Raw genomic sequence first — 18,666 nt, 5'->3', positions numbered from 1 at the left:
ATTGTGCACCATAAAATAACTGCCTATTGGCGAAAGACTCACTGAATCACAAGTAAAAAGAAAAATTATGTATGAAACTCAACGTCCGAAAGACCAAGAACAACCCTCAACGGATAGCAAAGCTTATAGCGGGCTGACATTCCCGTTGTCAACCGCACAGTCCGGCATGTGGTTCATGCAAAAGCTAATTTCGCCGGACTCGACATTTAATATTGCCGAAGCTATAGAAATCCATGGCCCGATCGATCCCGTGTTGTTCGAGACCGCGTTGCGACAGACGGCCATGGAGGCTGAATCGGTGCGGCTACGTCTGATCGAAACGCAAGATGGGCCGAAATTGACTATCGCCCCCACTTTTGACGGACAAATCCCGTTTTTCGATGTCAGCGCCGAATCTGACCCGCGAGAAGCAGCATGGCGTTGGATGAAGGCCGAATGCGCCAAACCGGTCGACCTATTGGTTGGCCCTCTCTGGGTGTCAGCCTTGTTCAAGCTGACACCCGAACACTTCATCTGGTATCACTGCTGCCACCATATCATCCTGGATGGCTATAGCGGTGGCCTCATGACTCGTCGCGTCGCCAGCCTCTATAACGCTTTGGTCGAAAAGCGCCCCGCATCTGATGACGATGCGTTTGGTTCTTTGAATATTTTGTTCGAAGAAGAAAAAGCTTATCGCAATTCGACGCGCTTCACACGCGACCGCGAATATTGGATGCAGCGTTTTGCCGACCGGCCGAAACCTGTCAGCCTTGCAACCCGGCACTCGCCGAATGTTGGCAGTCCGCTCCGCCAGACGATTCATCTCTCAGCCGATAGCGCGAGCTTACTGCGCAGGTTTGCGCGCGCGTCCGGCGTTAGCCTGCCTCAGCTCATGATTGCCAGCATCGCAGCTTATTTGTACCGGATAACCGGCATGGAGGATCTGGTGGTCGGCATGACGGTCACAGGGCGCGCCAATTCTCGTGTGCGGCGGGTGCCCGGTATGATGGCGAATGTGCTGCCGCTGCGGCTGGCGATGACGCCGAACCTGAGTGTGGCTGAACTGCTCGGTCAAGTCAGCAAGGAAGTCCGCCAAGTTTTGCGCCACCAGTCCTACCGTTATGAGGACTTGCGGCGCGACTTGCATTTGATGGTGGCTCAAAGCCAACATCTGTTTTCAACGGTCGTCAACATCGAGCCCTTCGACTACGATCTGCGCTTGGCAGGCTATCCGGTCACCCCGCACAACCTCTCGAACGCTTCGGCCGAAAACCTCGCTGTCTTTGTGTATGACCGTGGCGATGACCAGGGCCTCTGTATCGATTTTGACGCCAACTCCGCTCTTTATTGCATTGAAGAATTAGCCGAGCATCAGGAGCGTTTAGTAAAATTTATCGAGAGCATGATTTGCGATGCAGATCAGCCCATCAGTCATATCGACATCCTGACTCCAGCGGAGCGTCAACGCTTGCTAATTGGCTGGAACGCTACAAAAGCCGATTATCCGCAGTATTGCTGCATCCACGAACTGTTCGAGGCGCAAGTGCGCAATACGCCGGATGCGGTGGCGGTGGTGTTCGAAGACCAGCAGCTGACCTATGCCGAGCTGAACAACCGTGCCAACCGGCTGGCCCACCACCTGCGCAGTTTGGGTGTAAAGCCGGAGGCACGCGTGGCAATCTGCCTGGAACGCAGCTTTGAAATGGTGGTAGGATTGTTGGCGGTACTCAAGGCCGGCGGAGCCTATGTGCCGCTGGATCCTTCGTATCCGGAAGATAGATTGGCCTATATGCTCACTGATAGTGCACCGCAGGCGCTACTGACCTTGGGCAATTTAGCCGCAAATTTTCTCGCCGCCGCTCCGGAAGTGCCGGTGGTTGATCTCGCCGAGGCGGGGCAGTGGGCGCATCAGTCCGTGGAAAATACTGATCCTTCGGCAGTTGGCCTGACTCCTCGACATTTAGCCTATGTCATCTACACCTCGGGCTCCACCGGGCAGCCCAAGGGGGCCATGAATGAGCACCGAGGAGTGGTGAACAGACTCATTTGGAAACAAAATACCTATAAGCTGACAGCTCAGGATACGGTATTGCAGAAGACCCCATTCAGTTTCGATGTCTCAGTCTGGGAGTTCTTCTGGCCTTTGCTCACTGGCGCTCGACTGGTCATGGCGCGCCCGGGCGGGCACAAAGACCCCTCTTATCTCGTAGATGTCATTCGGCAAAACAACATCACAACATTGCACTTTGTGCCGTCGATGCTGCAAGTGTTTCTCGAGCATTCTGAGGCGTCCACCTGCTCCAGTCTGGTGCGCGTGATGTGCAGTGGCGAGGCCTTGCCGGAACCTTTTGCGCGACGATTCCACGAGCGATTGCCGCATGCCGGTTTGCACAATCTTTACGGGCCAACCGAAGCGGCGGTGGACGTTACTGCTTGGGCGTACACTCCGGATTTTTCGGGCACGAGCATTCCGCTTGGACGGCCGATTGCCAACACGCAAATTTACATTTTGGACGAGCGGGGCGAACCGACTCCAACCGGTGTGGAGGGGGAAATTTTCATCGGTGGCGTGCAAGTGGGACGGGGCTACTTGGATCGCCCCGATCTGACCGCTGAGCGGTTTGTACCGGACCCGTTCGGAAAGCCAGGTGCCCGGCTGTACCGTACCGGCGATCTGGGGCGCTGGCAAGCGGACGGTACGCTCGAATACCTGGGGCGCAACGACTTCCAGGTCAAGATCCGCGGTTTCCGCATCGAACTGGGCGAGATCGAGGCGCAACTGGCCAGCCATCCGGATGTGCGCGAAGCGGCAGTGGTGACCCGGGAAAGCCCTACAGGTGATCCAAGGCTGATCGCCTATTACAGTGCCGAGACTACATTGGCGGCGATGTCCTTGCGCAGTTATCTGGGCGAGCGACTGCCCGACTATATGGTGCCAGCAGTCTTCGTCTGGCTGGAGACGTTTCCTTTGAGTCCTAACGGTAAATTGGATCGCAAGGCGCTGCCAGTGGATATCGGCTTGAGGCAAGACAGGGTAGCCATCGCGCCGCGCAATCAGCATGAGCTGCAAATCACCCAGATTTGGCAATCCATATTCGGACAGGATGATTTGAGCATCGACGACAATTTTTTCGAATTGGGCGGACACTCGCTGCAAGCGGTACAAATGATAGCGAAAATTGAAGCCGAGCTTGGCAAGCAATTGCCTCTGGTGTCGTTGTTCAAAGCACCGACCATCGAGCAACTGGCGCGCTTGGTCTCGGACGATCCTACGGAAGAAATATGGGAACCAGTGGTAAAATTATACGCAGGCGGCTCCGGTTCACCGGTGTTTTGTGTGCCTGGCGTAGGCGGACAATGCCACTCTCTTTATCACCTGGCTGTGGCTTTGGGGCGAGAGCGTCCAGTCTACGCCTTTCAGCCATATGGCTTGGACGGTTGCAGTGAGCCTCATACCACCATTGAGGCGATGGCTGCCTATTACCTCGATCTGATGCTGGAAATCCAGCCCATAGGGCCCTATTATCTGGTAGGTCACTCGTTCGGTGGCTGTGTAGCGTTTGAGATGGCGAAACGTCTGGAAGAGGCCGGTCGCGAAGTGGGGTTTGTCGCCTTGTTGGATTCGGGCATACCATCCGGTAGTGACGCTACCGATGCAGCGCTGAATGTCCAGTCCCTGAAAGCACTGGCTTATGTCTATGGCCGAGAAATCACCATTGATGCCGAAGCGCTGGAAGGTTTGGCCGAGGAAGAGCAGCTCAAGCTGATCAGGCCGCATCTGGTTGAACTGGGTGTCGTGCGTGAAAACGCCGGCTTGAACATGGTACGCGGCCTGATGAACATCTCCAAGGCCCAAGTCCGCATGAGCTATCAGTTGGATGGCGTTCCGGTGCAGCAAATTCTGTTTATTCAGGCTGAGGAGCGCCGCTTCGATGCCACTATCGAGTTGCTGGTATTAGAGCGTGCCGTCGCACAATGGAAACGTTTATCCAAACGGCCTTTTGTGCATGTCCATGTATCTGGCGATCATTTCAGCATGCTGGATCAGAAAAACGCACATAAAGTGGCGGCTATCCTGCAAAGTTGGATGGCGTCGGAGAAATCGGACACCATTGAGCCCGAAGAGCTTGCCTCTGAAGTTGCGTAATTGTATAGGATGGAGTGCTAGCGCCTCCTATTCAAGCCAGTAGAATATATACTGCTGGCTAATTCCAGTCAGATATGTCTGGAAAACTACGCGATGCGCTACATCTGGGTGAGGCAGATTAACAGCTGTCAGATCGGCGATTGATAATTAGCCATGATAAACTCCCGGTTAATACCGGGAGTGCTCAAGTATGAGCTATCAGGCTTTCGATTGGATTCTTTGAAATTTGAGCAATGGTCTGGAGAATCCCAAATGGGATAATCTCAGAGACTAGAACAAGACGATACTGCGTGCCAACGGTTGATCTTGATGCAGAGCAGAGATGGGCCGCCATTGCATGAGAGCAGGAGCGCGAGGAGGACCTATAAGTTTGACCGCACGACCTGCAGGCTCTTGAAGAGCTTAAGTTCGTTTACATGCCGGCCCCAGGATTTTCAGCGAATATAGGGCTGCAGAAGTTCAATTGCCTTAGCTACACCATCATTGACTTGCATTGTTTGGCTTGCTTGTTGGGCACGGTTTCGATAACCCGTGGCCGATAACGTAGCGCTAATGGCATTGGCTAGGGCTTGTGCCGTCACTTTTTGGGCCGGCAGTGGTTTAACCGCCAATCCCAGTTGATGAAGCCGCCTTCCCCAAAACATCTGTTCATCCATGAACGGAATTGCTACCGACGGACAACCGGCGCGGGTAGCGGCATGAGTCGTTCCGGCACCGCCATGATGTACAACTGCCGCACAATGCTTGAAGACCGGCTGATGCGGATGTTTGCCGATGAAATAGATGTTTCCTGTCTGGCTATCTGATGGATAGCGATCATCACTGGTCTGAATAATCGCGCGGCAGCCCGTCAGATCAGCGGCTTGCAAAAATAAATCCATACTCCATTCCGGAACTGACTGTTGAAAACTACCCAGTGTCATGTACACGGGAGCAGGTCCTTGATCCAGAAATGCCTGCAAGCTATCCGGCAATGCCCAACGCTGTGCATCTTCGGTAAATTCGAGAAACCCGCAGATTTGGTTGAAAGGTTGCCATTCTTCACTGCCAATACAAAACAACGGATCGGCCGCTACCAGATTGAGCTGCTGCGATGTTAACAGTTCAGTGAGAACATTAGCGGGTGGCGTTTGTCCTACCGAACGCCACAATCGCGTCAATGGTTGTTTGAAAGCCCAATTTCCTGCCACATCCAACAGCTTCCAGTAGAGCGGGTTGAGATATCGACCTAAACTGGGTGCGCCGGTCGGTGCAAACCGCCCGCTGGGTATGGCGGAAGGGCAGAAATTCACGCTGAAAAACGGCTTGCTCTGTTGAAGCGCTGCCAATTTCAATGGATAAAGGATATGACGGCCGATGACATAGTCGTTTTCAGCAACCAATGCTTGCGCTGCTTCATAAATGGCCTGTTCAAACGGAAAAAACGCTTCGTTGAACAAGATCCGCAGCCATTGCAAAGAGTTCATGTGAAGGGAGCGTTTGCTAAAGTCCTCCAGATCGAAATCTATCCGTTCAGGTATTTGCCGATAGGCGATCCCCAACTGGTCACAGATTCCCTGATAACTTTGATTATCGACACTGGTAGCGGCTAAAGTAATTTGATGACCGGCTTTTTGCAAGCCGTCCGCTAATGCCAGAAGTGGACGCACATCACCGTTTGATCCCCAAGTTTGAATTCCGATTTTCATAATTTAGCTAGTTAATAGTGAAAGTAACCGCATAGGCGACGCGCGCAAATTGCCATTGAACGCCTATGTCAGCGCTTAATGCACAGATAAAGTGGCGCTGCTGCCGGCCAATTTTTCCTCATTGCCGTCACCGGCCGACTGATTCCGTTTACCGCGCCGGAGCAACTGCTGCAAACCATCGACATAGGTCAACACCACCGGTACCACCAGCAGGCTGAGCAGTGTGGAACTGAGTAGACCCCCGATCACCGTGATCGCCATCGGCTGCCTGAAGCCGGCGTCGGCGCCTAAACCGAGGGCAATCGGCAACATGCCGGCCACCATCGCCACGGTGGTCATGATGATGGGCCGGGCGCGCTTCCTGCAGGCATCCAGCAGGGCCTCATGCTGAGATAAACCGTGGTCGCGCCTGGCTGACAGCGCGTATTCCACCAGCAGAATCGAGTTTTTGGTGACGATGCCCATCAGCATGATCAATCCTATCGTCGATGAAATGTTCATCTCGCCGCCAGTGAGCAGCAGCGCGATAAATGCCCCGCCCATCGACAGCGGAATCGCCGACAGGATGGTCAGCGGCTGGAAGAAATCCTTGAACAGCAGCACCAGCACGCAGAACACGCAAAGCAGGCCCGTCAGCATCGCGAAACCGAAACCGCTGGCCATCTCTTCCATGATTTCCGCATCGCCGGTCGAAATCAGCTTGACGCCGGCCGGCAGGTTTTTCGCTGCCGGCAGCGCCTTGGCGTCGGCCAGCGCCTTGCCTAATGACAGTCCGCCCAGATCGGCGTTGATGACGACGAAACGGCGGCGGTCGTAACGATCCACCTGCGCCGAGCCTCCGGCCAGCGATAACTCGGCGACGCTGGACAAAGGTATCAGACCACTGGCGGACTTGATCCGCAGATTGGACAGCACCTGCAGGTCCCGGCGGGCAGCATCGGCCATGCGCACCCGAATCCCGAGTTGCCGGTTATCCAGGTTGAGCTTGGCCAGCTGCGCGTCGAAATCGCCGATGGTGGCGATGCGCACGGTCTCGCCGATCAGCTCCGCAGTGACGCCCAGTTCGGCGGCGCGCCGCCAGTCAGGCCGAATCACGATTTCCGGTCGTTCCAGACTGGCGGTGCTGGTGATGCCGCTCAGGGTGCCGAGGCTGCGCAGATCCCGTTCCAAGGCCTGAGCGCTGGCTTTCAGCGCCGCGACATTATCGCTGGACAGAATCAGCGACATTTTTTCGCCCGGCCCGCCGATGCCGATGGTGAAACGGGCGCCGGCAACATTCTTCAAAGCTTGGCGCACCGCCTTTTCGATGACGAGTTGCGAGGGTCTTTGATCGCGTTCGTTCAACGTCAGCGTCATCGAGCCTTCACGTACTTCGCCGGCCCGGATCATACCGTTGCCCGGCCGGCTGCTGCCGATCGCCGTGAACAGATGGCTGATGCCGGGGATCGGTTGCAGCGCCACCCGCATGGCTTCGGCCACCCGGCCGGCATCGGTGATTGAACTGCCCGGCGGCAATTCGAAACGTACCAACGTATGGTCGCGATCGGCAGCCGGCACAAAGCTGGACGGAATCAACGGCAACAACGCACAGGAGGCAATGAAGAACAGCGTCGCCAATGCCATGGTGGTCTTGCGCCGATCCAGCGTCCAGCGCACGGTCTGCAGATAAAACCGCATCAGCCCGCCGTCTGCCGCCTCCGGATGCTGGCGATCAGTGAGCAGAAATACCGCCAGCACCGGCGTCAGCAACCGCGCCACCAGCAGCGAGGCCAGCACCGCCACCACGGCCGTCCAGCCGAATTGCTTGAAAAACATCCCGGAAATGCCGCTCATCAATGCTGTCGGCATGAATACCGCCACTAAGGTCAGCGTAGTGGCAATCACCGCCAGCGCGATTTCATTGACCGCCTCGGCGGCGGCTTGGCGTACCGTTTTGCCCATCTGCACATGACGGGCGATGTTTTCGATCTCGACGATGGCATCGTCTACCAGGATGCCGACCACAATAGCCAGTGACAGCAAGGTCAGCATGTTCAGGGAAAAATCCAGCCAATACATTGCCGCAAAGGTCGGCAGTATCGATAATGGCAGGGCCGAAGCAGACACCAGCGTCGCCCGCCAGTCGCGCAGGAACCACCACACCACCAGCACCGCCAGCACCGAGCCTTCGTACAGCATCGTCATCGAACCCTGATATTGTTCCAGCGCATAAGCCACCGAACCGGAAATCAAGGTCACGCTGATGGTCGGATCGGCCTGCTGCAAACGTTGCAATGCTTGTTGCACGCCTTCGGCGATGCGGCTTTCATCATGGCCTTTGGCGCGGTAAATATTGAAGCCTATCACCGGCTTGCCGTCCAGCATGGCTAACTGGGTACGCTCGGCCACCGTATCCCTGACCGTGGCGATCTGATCCAGGCGCACGTCGCGCCCGTTGCCCAGCGTTATCGGCAAGGCTGCCAATTCCGAGGCTTGGCGTACCGTTGCCAAGGTCCGGAACGATTGTTCGGCCAGACCGAGATTGCCGCGTCCGCCGGAAGACTCCTGCTGCACCTGTTTCAGCGCCCGGGACACATCGGTGGCCGTCACGCCCAGCGCTGCCATGCGCACCGGATCGACTTCCACCTGGACCTCGCGCTGCACGCCGCCCAGACGCTCGAAGCGGCCGACGCCGCGCACACTGGACAGGGTTTTGTTAACGGTATCGTCGATAAACCAGGACAAGGCCTCCTCGTCCAGTCGCGAAGAGGCAATCGCATAGGTCAGCGTCGGCGCGCCGCCGACGTTGATGGCGCTAATGCTGGGCTGCTGCACGCTGGTCGGCAAGTCCGAACGCACCTGGTCGACGGCATCCTTGGTTTCGATCAAGGCATCCGACAGTTTCTTCTCCAGCTCGAATTCGGCAGTGATTTGCACCAGGCCGTCGGTGATCGAAGTGCGTATGTGCTTGATGCCCGATAGGGTAGCGATGGAGTCTTCGACCTTGCGTGCTACTTCGGTTTCCAGCTGCGCCGGCGCCGCGCCGGGCTGGCTGAGCTTGATGCTGATGCCGGGCAGGTCAAGGTCCGGCAGGCTTTGAATAGGCAGCTGTTGAAAACCGCGCAATCCGGCCAGCGTCAGCAGTATGAACAACAAGATGGCCGGTATCGGGTTGCGTATGGACCAGGTTGCCAGATTCATCGTTTAACCTCATTGCCGGCGAGCTTGTTCTGTTCCTGGACGATCTGCACCAGATCGCCGTCGTTCAGAAAGCCTGCGCCTTCAACCACGACGCGGTCGGCTTCATGCAGGCCTTGTACGATCTCGATCTCGGTGCCTTGCCGGCGGCCGGTGTCGACCGGCTGCAAGCCGACCGGCGTGACGGGATTGTCGTTTTGCAGTTTCAGCACATAACTGCGGCCGTCGCGGATCACCACGCTGGCGGCCGGCACGGTCAGCGCCGGGCTCTCGGTCAGCAGCACCTGGCCGGCGGCATACATGCCGGATCGCGCCTTGCTTCCCGGCGCCAGGTCGGCATAGACGATGCCCAGGCGGGATTGAGGGTCCAGGGTAGGGGCCAGTTGCCGTAAAGCGGCTTCGGCACGGTTGCCGTCCGGCAGGCTAAGATTGATGTGCAGGCCGGGCCGGATTTGCGCCATCTGCGCGGCCGTCAGTTCGCCGCGCCATTCCAGGCGGTTCTGGCGTATCAGCCTGAACAGTTCCTGGCCGCTGGCCGCCACCGTGCCTAGCGTCGCCTGACGGGCGCTGATCACACCGTCGTCCGGCGCCAATACCTGGGTGTATTTTAATTGCAGCTGTTTGGCCGCCAGCTGGGCCTTGACCGCTTCGACCTGGGTGCGGGACGTTTCCGCTTCGGTTTCATAACGCAGGATCTCCTGCTGGCTCAGGCTGCCGGCGTTGTTCACCAGCTTTAGCACCCGCTGCTTGTTGGTTTCGGCCTGCGCCGCCGTGGCCTGAGCCTGGGCCAGATTGGCCTTGAGCTGGGCCATATCGGCGATCAGCATGTCATCATCGAAGCGCGCCAGCAGCTGGCCGCGTTTGACCACATCGCCGACATTGGCCCGCACCTCTGTCAAGCGCACGCCCGACAGCTGGGCGCCGATGACGGCCTCCTGCCAAGGCGCAATGGTGCCTGCCGCTTCGATCGTCGCCGACCACTGCCGCCATTGCGGCGCGGCCCGGGTCACTGATAATGCCGCCACCGGCTGCGTTTGGCCGGCTTCCGTGGGCTTGGGCGCAGCCCGCAGGTACACCAGGCCGGTCGAAATGACCAGCACGGCAAAAACGGCTGTTAGTAAGGCGCCACGGCCGATGCCGCGCTGTTTCGATAAATTGAAGGAAAGGAATCTGGGTGTCGTCATGACAGATAATCTCCGCAGGTAAGAGTTACACGGTGGCTCTATGGCTGAGTCATTGGGTTCGGAGCATTATAACTCAAGCTAGAGTTATAGATGCCGGCCAGTTTCACAAATCCCGAAGCGCAGTAGGGTATCCACATTCTGTTCGCAGATGCGGTACTCGCATTGCACGCCGCCGATGGGCAGAAAGGCAAGTAACTCGGGCGATTCCTGCTATACCGAATATCCAGATAACAGTCATGCCCAGACAGTCTCGCAAAAACCTGTGCACTGTGATGGATAAAGCAAAATATGAACAGGGAAATCTGGTATTATTAGCGACCATTTTACGGTTTGATTAAGAAAGGATAGTGTTGATGAGTAGGGGGCAAGGAAGAAGACCGGAATACCTGCCGGGCCATTGTCATCAGAGCAGATCAATATCCATTCTGGCCGGACTTCAAGCAAATTCCAGACGCCTGACATACAGTCGGCAGGACCGGAAATAAACAATCCTGTCTAAATTTATAACAAGAAGATATGACAAGACGCTCCTTATCAAAAAAAGCCTTAGGTTTAATGATTGTTTTAGCCAGCGCTTCGCCGTTACAAGCCCAAAATCTGATGGAAACCTACGAACTGGGCCTGCAAAATGACCCCGTTCTAAAGGAAGCCCTGGCTAACCAGCTCTCGACAGGTGAATTAAGGGACCAAAGCATTGCCCGTTTTCTGCCCAATCTTTCCGCCACGGGGACCAGCAGCAGAGATTGGCTGCATAATAGAAAAGCCAAGAAAAGCGGCTTTACTTTCCAGGGCGCTCAAGTCAACCAGGAATACTGGGACCATCGTTTTGACCTGAATCTGGCCCAGCCTTTGTTTCACTGGGAGCACTGGATACAGCTCAGCCAGTCCGACAATCAGATTGCCCAGGCGGAAGCTTCCTATCAGGCGGAGCTGCAGAATCTGATGGTCAAGATCAGCGAGGCTTATTTTAATGTCTTATCGGCCCAGGATAACCTGGATTTCACCGTGGCGGAAAAAGACGCTATCGGCCGGCAGCTGGAACAGGCTAAGCAGCGGTTCGAAGTCGGCCTGGTGGCCGTTACCGATGTGCATGAAGCGCAGGCGGCCTTCGATCAGGCCAGCGCCGCAGAAATCGAAGCCAGCAACAATCTGGATAATCAGAAGGAAGCGTTAAGGGAAATCGTCGGCGATACGGAGGCCCAGCTGAACCCGCTCGGCGAAAAGTTGCCCCTGGCCAAGCCCGAACCGGCCGATATCGCGAAATGGAGCGATTCAGCGGAAATGAACAACTTCAGCATCATTTCGGCCTTGAACGAGGCAGAAGTCTTTCGTAAATCGGTGGACCTGCAGCGCAGCGGCCACCTGCCGCAGCTGGATCTGGTCGCTTCTTACGGCGTTTCGGATGTGAACAGCAGCTTCGGCTTCCGCGGCGATACGCAAAGTGTCGGCGTGCAATTAAATGTGCCGTTGTTCGAAGGCGGCGCGGTCAACTCGCGCACCCGTCAGGCCAACTATGACTATGAAGCCGCCAAAGAGCGGCTGATTGCCGCCAAGCGCGCAGTCAAACGGCAGGTCAAGGATGCGTTCCGGGGCGTCATGTCCAGCATCGGCCAGGTCGAGGCGTTGAAAACCACGGTCGTTTCGGCCGAAAGCGCGCTGGAAGCGACGGAAGCCGGCCATGAAGTCGGCACCCGCACTATGGTGGAGGTCTTGAGCGAGCAGCGGAATTTATACCGGGTGAAACGGGATTACGCGCGCAGCCGCTATGACTACCTGATCAACAGCATCCGGTTAAAGCAGGCCGCGAGCACGCTGACCATAGATGATCTCGAGCAGATCAATCTTTTGTTGACGGCGAATGCCAAATAATACATGCGCTGGTTAATCATTCCTTGCCTGAGGCGCGTCTCAGCTTTAGTTCAGGTTGAAGGAATGTATTGCTTAAAATAGTTGGGAAATTTACCGTTCTTCCATCGCAAAACAATAGAAAGAATTGTCATAAGGTCGTAGTGCATCGACATAGGTTGAAAATTCCATGAGTACGGGCCCATTAACAGTTCATGTGGAGTGTTATGCCGGTTACAAGGGAGAGGAAACGCCGCGACGTTTTTTTATGGGTGATAAATCCATCGAAATTGAAGAAATAATCGACCGTTGGCTGGCTCCTGAGTACCGTTATTTTAAAGTGCGCGGAGGCCAAAACGATATTTACATCCTGCGGCATGATGAATTAGCGCAACGATGGGAGCTGACACTGTTTCAAAGCGGGAAGTATGGCGGCAGCCCATTGTCTTCAACTTAAAAATGCAGGCACTTATATTGTAAAAAACTCTGCACTTGGGCTGGCAGTTTCAAGCATTAGTTTGGATTTAAGAAGATTATATTGGTTATGTAGTCGATACAAGCCATGGGATTGAATTCGACTATTATTCCTACCTGCTTATGCGTTAAGCCTAGAATTGAAAAAGTGATGTTATACTTGGCTTTGTGATTGAGAAAATTATTATATTATGAAATTACGTATGTTATTTGCCTTGCCGATTGTAATATCAGCCATCAGTGGCAAAGCCAATGCCACGACTTATAACTGGCCGGAAAATCCCAATGACACTGTCATCACCGAATATTCTGATGGTGTGCCTTTAGTCAAGGCAGAGCAAGAAGAGACCTTGCTGGATGTGGCCAGGCGGTTTAATCTGGGGCAAACTGAAATAGTGCGCCTGAATCCGGATGTGGATCGCTGGCATGTCAAAAAGGATGAGATTATCCGTATCGCCAACAGACGCGTTCTGCCTGATACACCGCACAAAGGCATTACGCTGAATATCTCCGAATATCGTATGTATTATTATCCGCCGGAAGTAAAAGGCGTACCCCGACAGGTGATGTCTTATGCGCATGGTGTTGGCAGGCAGGACTGGAAAACGCCGCTGGGCGAAACTAAAGTTTCACAGAAGGTTAAAAATCCATCTTGGTATCCGCCTGAATCAATCCGACGCGAGCATGCAGCCAACGGTGATCCTCTGCCGGCGGTCGTACCGCCAGGTCCGCATAATCCACTGGGATTATATTCACTGCATCTGGCGCTACCCGGCGAATACCGCATTCATGGCACCGATATCGACAAGATCTACGGCATAGGCATGCAGATTACGCACGGTTGTGTGCGCACCTATCCTGAAGATATAGAGCAGCTCTATAACATGGTGCCGGTAGGGACGCCGGTTTTCATCGTCAAGCAGCCTGTCAAGGTGGGGTGGCTGGATAATAAGCTTTACATAGAGGCGCACCCTGATTTGGAAGGCGAGGAAATGACGCGGGATCAGCGTTTTGAGCTGGCGCTGAGCCTTATCCAGAAAGCCAATAACGGCCAAATACCCGATTTTGATCGACAAACGCTGAACGAAGCCCTGACCAAGCTGGACGGCGATCCGGTGTCGATCTATGAAAGAAAACCACTTTTGCCAGAGGAAGAGGCTGTAGCCGCACGGCAAGAGCCGCTTCAAACGCCTGTCAAAAGTCCGACTTTGACCAAGTATTATCGCGGTCCTCAAAAAGCGCCTGTCTATTAGAGCAGTATCACATCAATCCTAAACCGGCCCGGAAATGGAAGCAAACCCGTCCTACTCAAGATTGACAGGCAACTCAAAAAAATAACAAAGCCTTGCAGTAAAGGCAGTTGGCATCATAAGCCTTCGGCTTTCAAACATCACTTCCTTAATATTTATAAAGTTTGGCGAGGTGTTTTTTTTACACTCGGCATTCTTAAAGCGCACCTATCCTGAAGAATAATGTCCAATCAAATCGATAAATTTCAATGGTCACACAATGCGTATGTGTCCCATGGATAACGTTAATATTCTGAAAAAATGAGAACGGGTATTTATTAAAACGCAGATATGACCCTTTCTGCACGAGAGCTAGTCATTGAGGCGGAAATAAGACCAGGCAGGAATGGTCGCGGTTCATGTGTTGAGAGCCTTTTATTACCGTTATCCTGCGGAAAAAGCGGATGAAATGCATAGGAAGCACATGTAAATAATTTATGCAACTGGCAGCGGTTTCTACACAAATTTAGGAGAAACGCTAATGAACAGACAAACGACGATGCAACTCGGTATGATCGGATTGGGCCGGATGGGTGCCAATATGGTACGCCGCCTGTTGAGAGATGGTCATCAGTGCGTGGTATATGACCAGTCGCAGCCTGCCGTCATCGCAATGGTTCAGGAGCAGGCAGTAGGTTGCAGTTCGCTGCAAGACCTGATATCAAAGCTGGAAAAGCCACGAGCAATTTGGGTAATGGTGCCGGCGGCGGTGACCAACCAGGCCATTGCCGATCTCCTGCCGTATCTGGAAGCCGGCGATATTATCATTGATGGCGGCAATTCCTACTACGCGGACGATATCCGCCGGGCACACGAACTCGCCGCCAAAGGCATCCACTATGTAGACGTCGGAACCAGCGGCGGCGTCTGGGGTTTGGAACGCGGCTATTGCATGATGATCGGCGGCGAGCCAGATGTGGTCGAGCACCTTGATCCTATCTTCAGAACACTAGCGCCGGGAGCGGGCAGCATTCCGCGTACCCGCGGACGCGAGCTGAGCGAAGGAACTGCGGAGTTGGGTTATCTGCATTGCGGCCCGAGTGGGGCAGGGCACTTCGTAAAGATGGTCCACAATGGCATCGAGTATGGTCTCATGGCGGCCTATGCCGAAGGAATGGGCATCCTGAAAGCCGCCAACATTGGCAAGCTTCAGCGTACCAAAGATGCCGAGACCACGCCATTGCGGGATCCTGAGCGCTATCAATATGATTTTAATCTGGACGAGATTGCCGAGGTTTGGCGGCGCGGCAGTGTCATTGCATCATGGTTGCTGGATCTGACAGCCGCCTCTTTAGTTGAAGATCCCGAACTCTCAAAATTCGAGGGACGGGTTTCGGATTCAGGGGAAGGGCGATGGACCATTAAAGCCGCCATAGATGAGGCCGTGCCGGTACCTGTTCTCTCTACTGCGCTCTATCAGCGCTTTAGCTCGCGTGGCGAATCGGACTTTCAGGACAAGCTGCTCTCGGCGATGCGATATCAATTCGGCGGGCATATGGAAAAACCGGGCAATAAATAACCATCTGATCGTTGAAGAGGTTCTGTCCTGGCTGAATAAAAACTTAGTCGTTGGCCTGAAAGTTCTCAAGGCGATGTATCAATGATCGGGCTGACAGCAAACCTTTTCAGTATATGCCAGTTTAATTAAAAGCCTGTGAAATTAATGTAAATAAATAAGAAACAATATGTATATGTTTTGTTATGTTGTTGACTGTAAAAGTCTACCTTATAGTTGAGTTGCATTTTAAAAAAAACCTTTCAACTTAACGAGGATTTATCTATGAATGACTTTTATAAAGATGTGTTAACTGGGATTGTATTTGTTACCGGTGTATTAGGATTTGTCTCCGGGGAATTTATTATCTCCTCTACGCTGTTCGCAACAGCAGCTATTGCCAGCAACGTCAACCTGAACCGTAAACGGGCCAATGCTGGACATCTGCAATGCGAGTAATCATCCTGTTTAGCAAACTGTCTGAATTACTTAACCACGCAGCCACTTAATGACTTCCAAGGCTTAATCGGCCTTGGAAGTTTTTCATTTTTAGACTCCCTTCTTTCAAACTTCATTAATTTCTTCCATTCTTACTTTCCAATACCTTTAACCGCCGATTGACTCTCTGTTCTTCCGTTTTCGTGTTCAGCAATGAAGCGATCAGGGAAACCGTGATAAAAATAATGACAAAATCTTGGTTGTGATAAAAAGGCAAGGCGTAGCCCGCGTATAATGCGGATATCTCAAATAACAGATCATAAGCATCCTATTCCTATGATCGTCTCATGCCATTTTCAAAATTTTTTTCACTGAACTAAACCTCGAAAGGTAGGCGATGCGTATCCTGTAGGGCTCAGGCTTGTAATATTTTTTCGCAACAATCAAGCTGATATTGATTAAAATGATTCGTTTTACCTTAGTTAGCGAATGAGAAAAAATGAGTATTAAATCCAGTTTCTTGAAAATATTAATAAAACTGACACCCAATATATTAATCATTTGGGTCTCGAATATAATCCTCAAAGGCATTGCAGAATTGATAAAATTTAATTTCGATATCGATTCACGGACAGTTTACGTGCAGACCAGGCTTTACGGTGAAGAGGGTACGATTGATGTTCATCTGGAGGACTTTGCTGTTTTTCACGATGGGGAAGCCTACAGATTTATTATTCATCACGCACAATCAGACCGCCCCTGGCTGAACAATTTATTGGCCCGATTCATCGGAAAAGCCTGGAAAATTCCCGCGCTGCCTCAATTCTCGTCTCAAATTGAGCTTTTAGCAGAGCTATTCAAAGCCAATCCTCCTGCACTGGAAAAGATTGATTGAGATTGTACGGCGTAATTGTCATGTTAGTAGAGGATGCGCCGCGTAAGGTCTGTCTTGAGCACAGTCGAAGGGAGGCGCATCCATTGTGAATGATGTGTCAAAGCTTGAGCGACGCGCTTCGTGCCTCGGCACACCGCTATGCTGCTCCTGCAGTCGTTCGTGGTGAAATATTCAGGTCAGACGGTTACAGTAGTGCCATCGAACTTGGTGAAAGTATAGCCGGCAAAGTTTTCATTGTAGGTATAGCGCTGGTCTCTGAGAATGCTGATCGCAAGTGCCTCGCCCAGTGTGTGGGATGCCGAAATATCCGAACGGATATGGAAGCCGTTAAAATTACGGCCGTAGCCGATATTGTTCACCAGCTTGTTCAGCTCTCCGCCGATAGTCAGCGGCGCGCCGGTGTAAGGAATGAGCTTTGTGGGATCAGTAGGATCAACCTGCACCGGATTCGGTATCACATAGTTTTCGTCGAAAAATGCTTTCAGAAGCGTAATCGGCGTAGCGGCGGAAATGGTCGCGCCACTCGGATAGCCGGGGTGTGTCGGCGCCCCGGTATTATTCGCCAACGGCAACAGATAGCTGCCAAAAGCGCTATAAACCCTGGCTACCGCATCGGAATTCAGTATGTCAGCGTGGATGGGATAATTTGCGCCATGGGCCAGGACCTTATGGACAAGGCCGGCATAGTCCTCCGGCCTCAAGCGCCGGTTGACATACCAGTTCTGATAGTAAGAGGTCTTGATTGCCAAAGGACCGGCCAGGGCGAGCAAACCTTGTATGAAACCAGCCGAAAACGACGATCCGCTATTCTGGGTTTTCGAGTTGACATACGGATTGGCCGGATTGAGCGGCGCGCCCACGCCGCCGGCGAGCAGATTGCCTGCAATGGGGGCAGTGAGAAGAATCTGAAGCACATGCAGATAGGTGGGGCCGGTATTTCGAGCCAGTGTGGCCAGGTCGCGGCCATTGATCAGATGACGCCGTCCGGATTCCAATGTGATGCTTTTACCGGTACTGATGCCGTTACGAATCGCAAGCCATTCGTCGAAATCGGTTCCAAAGGTTTCACCCGCCTTCTGGATAGGGCGCAGTTGCGGCTGGCCGGCAATGGTTCCCCATGCAGGCAGAGGCCTTAACAGAAACTGCGAAATATAAGGGCCTTCAAGCGTTCCGGGCGGTATCACATAGTTGCCTTTCTTTCCGGTGGGGTCTGCTTGATAGTCAACATACGCCGCAGTACTGCGGAACAATGTTTCCGGCGTCACCTGACCATTGTCAGTTGGCCCGTTGAATGCAGGAAGGCTGTTAAGCTCGCTGACAGCCGCCAAAACCAATGGGTGAGACGTGTCATTGCGATACTCGGAAAAGGGGACATCGCGAAGCAAGGCCTGCCAGTAGAGTTCGACATGATCGGCTGCAAGCTCAGCGCTGTCCAGAGTTGCCGCCAGGGGAATTGCCAACTGGCTGTTATTGATGCCCTCCAGGGCCGTCGTCAGAGGCCCTTGAGGATCAGCCAGTTTTGCCGTGCCGCCAAGTATGATTTTTTCAAAATCCTCAGGTTTGCGTGATTTCAGCGCGTTCAGCAAGGACTCATAAGAAGCGGGATCCACATGACCATTGGCGTCGTGCTTTAAACCTTTGGTCGCAACGCTGATCTTTTCGGGATAACGTGCCTCATCGCCGTTATTTGGAAGTGGCGGAATATCGATAGCAAATTCCTCTTCAGCCGCTTTTAGGCGCGCCTTGAAAGCTTTTTTGCGTAAATCCTTGGCATGCAGCGTACCGAATGTGTCGTTGTGATACTTTTTGGTGAAGTCTTGTCCTGAAGATTGTTTGATGTCATCGTCTGCTAACCCGAGCCCATCATCCGCATAAGCCGACGTTGATAGCGCCGGCGCTAGAACGCCGGCAGCGGTGAGAGCGCCGGCCTTGCCAATAAATGACCGCCTGCTGATCGAGAAAGAGGCAGCAGCTGCATGAGTCGAGTTGTCCGTATCCAAAGTAACTGCGTCTGCTTCAGGTGATTGTTGCGTGAAGGATTTGCTTGTCATT

Annotated in this window: 11 protein-coding genes; 7 read left to right on the top strand and 4 right to left on the bottom strand. The window is 53.5% G+C overall.

Annotation, left to right across the window (positions count from 1 at the left end):
- Positions 1-67: 67 nt before the first annotated feature.
- Positions 68-4,129 (top strand): amino acid adenylation domain-containing protein, encoded by a 4,062-nt coding sequence (locus ACTNE6_RS13620; RefSeq protein ID WP_442497116.1) that lies wholly within the window; start codon positions 68-70, stop codon positions 4,127-4,129.
- A 434-nt stretch (positions 4,130-4,563) separates the two neighbouring features.
- On the opposite strand, the gene ACTNE6_RS13615 is transcribed toward ACTNE6_RS13620, so the two are convergent.
- The 3 genes from ACTNE6_RS13615 to ACTNE6_RS13605 all read right to left on the bottom strand — a co-directional run bounded on the left by ACTNE6_RS13615 (position 4,564) and on the right by ACTNE6_RS13605 (position 10,178).
- Entirely contained in the window at positions 4,564-5,817 is a 1,254-nt protein-coding gene (locus ACTNE6_RS13615) for a glycosyltransferase (RefSeq protein ID WP_442497115.1), read from the bottom strand.
- A 75-nt stretch (positions 5,818-5,892) separates the two neighbouring features.
- Positions 5,893-8,997, bottom strand: coding sequence for an efflux RND transporter permease subunit (locus ACTNE6_RS13610; protein WP_442497114.1), 3,105 nt, complete (start codon positions 8,995-8,997; stop codon positions 5,893-5,895).
- Positions 8,994-10,178: an efflux RND transporter periplasmic adaptor subunit gene (locus tag ACTNE6_RS13605; RefSeq protein ID WP_442497113.1), complete on the bottom strand. Its 1,185-nt coding sequence runs from the start codon at positions 10,176-10,178 to the stop codon at positions 8,994-8,996. Before ACTNE6_RS13605 ends, ACTNE6_RS13610 begins: the two co-directional genes overlap by 4 nt.
- A 555-nt stretch (positions 10,179-10,733) precedes the next feature.
- On the opposite strand from ACTNE6_RS13605, the gene ACTNE6_RS13600 reads away from it, so the two are divergent.
- The 6 genes from ACTNE6_RS13600 to ACTNE6_RS13575 all read left to right on the top strand — a co-directional run bounded on the left by ACTNE6_RS13600 (position 10,734) and on the right by ACTNE6_RS13575 (position 16,614).
- Entirely contained in the window at positions 10,734-12,047 is a 1,314-nt protein-coding gene (locus ACTNE6_RS13600) for a TolC family outer membrane protein (protein WP_228778993.1), read from the top strand.
- 166 nt (positions 12,048-12,213) lie between these two features.
- Positions 12,214-12,480, top strand: a complete 267-nt coding sequence (locus ACTNE6_RS13595) for a hypothetical protein (protein ID WP_331819135.1) — start codon at positions 12,214-12,216, stop codon at positions 12,478-12,480.
- Between the two features lie 208 nt (positions 12,481-12,688).
- Positions 12,689-13,750, top strand: coding sequence for a L,D-transpeptidase family protein (locus ACTNE6_RS13590; protein ID WP_442497112.1), 1,062 nt, complete (start codon positions 12,689-12,691; stop codon positions 13,748-13,750).
- 517 nt (positions 13,751-14,267) lie between these two features.
- On the top strand, positions 14,268-15,305 hold the full coding sequence (gene gnd / locus ACTNE6_RS13585; protein ID WP_442497111.1) for a phosphogluconate dehydrogenase (NAD(+)-dependent, decarboxylating): 1,038 nt from the start codon (positions 14,268-14,270) through the stop codon (positions 15,303-15,305).
- Between the two features lie 261 nt (positions 15,306-15,566).
- Positions 15,567-15,740 (top strand): hypothetical protein, encoded by a 174-nt coding sequence (locus ACTNE6_RS13580; protein ID WP_194968375.1) that lies wholly within the window; start codon positions 15,567-15,569, stop codon positions 15,738-15,740.
- Positions 15,741-16,218: 478 nt separating this feature from the next.
- Positions 16,219-16,614 carry a hypothetical protein gene (locus ACTNE6_RS13575; RefSeq protein ID WP_442497110.1) on the top strand — a complete coding sequence of 132 codons (396 nt, stop codon included), beginning with the start codon at positions 16,219-16,221 and terminating at the stop codon, positions 16,612-16,614.
- A 176-nt stretch (positions 16,615-16,790) separates the two neighbouring features.
- Here ACTNE6_RS13575 and ACTNE6_RS13570 read toward each other — a convergent pair whose 3' ends face one another.
- Positions 16,791-18,665 carry a twin-arginine translocation signal domain-containing protein gene (locus ACTNE6_RS13570; protein WP_442497109.1) on the bottom strand — a complete coding sequence of 625 codons (1,875 nt, stop codon included), beginning with the start codon at positions 18,663-18,665 and terminating at the stop codon, positions 16,791-16,793.
- Between the last annotated feature and the right edge of the window lies 1 nt (position 18,666).

The organism is Methylobacter sp. sgz302048, from assembly GCF_052162025.1.
GTDB lineage: Bacteria > Pseudomonadota > Gammaproteobacteria > Methylococcales > Methylomonadaceae > Methylobacter.
The sequence above is the reverse complement of the archived record's forward strand: the minus strand, read 5'-3'. Positions and strand labels throughout refer to the sequence as shown.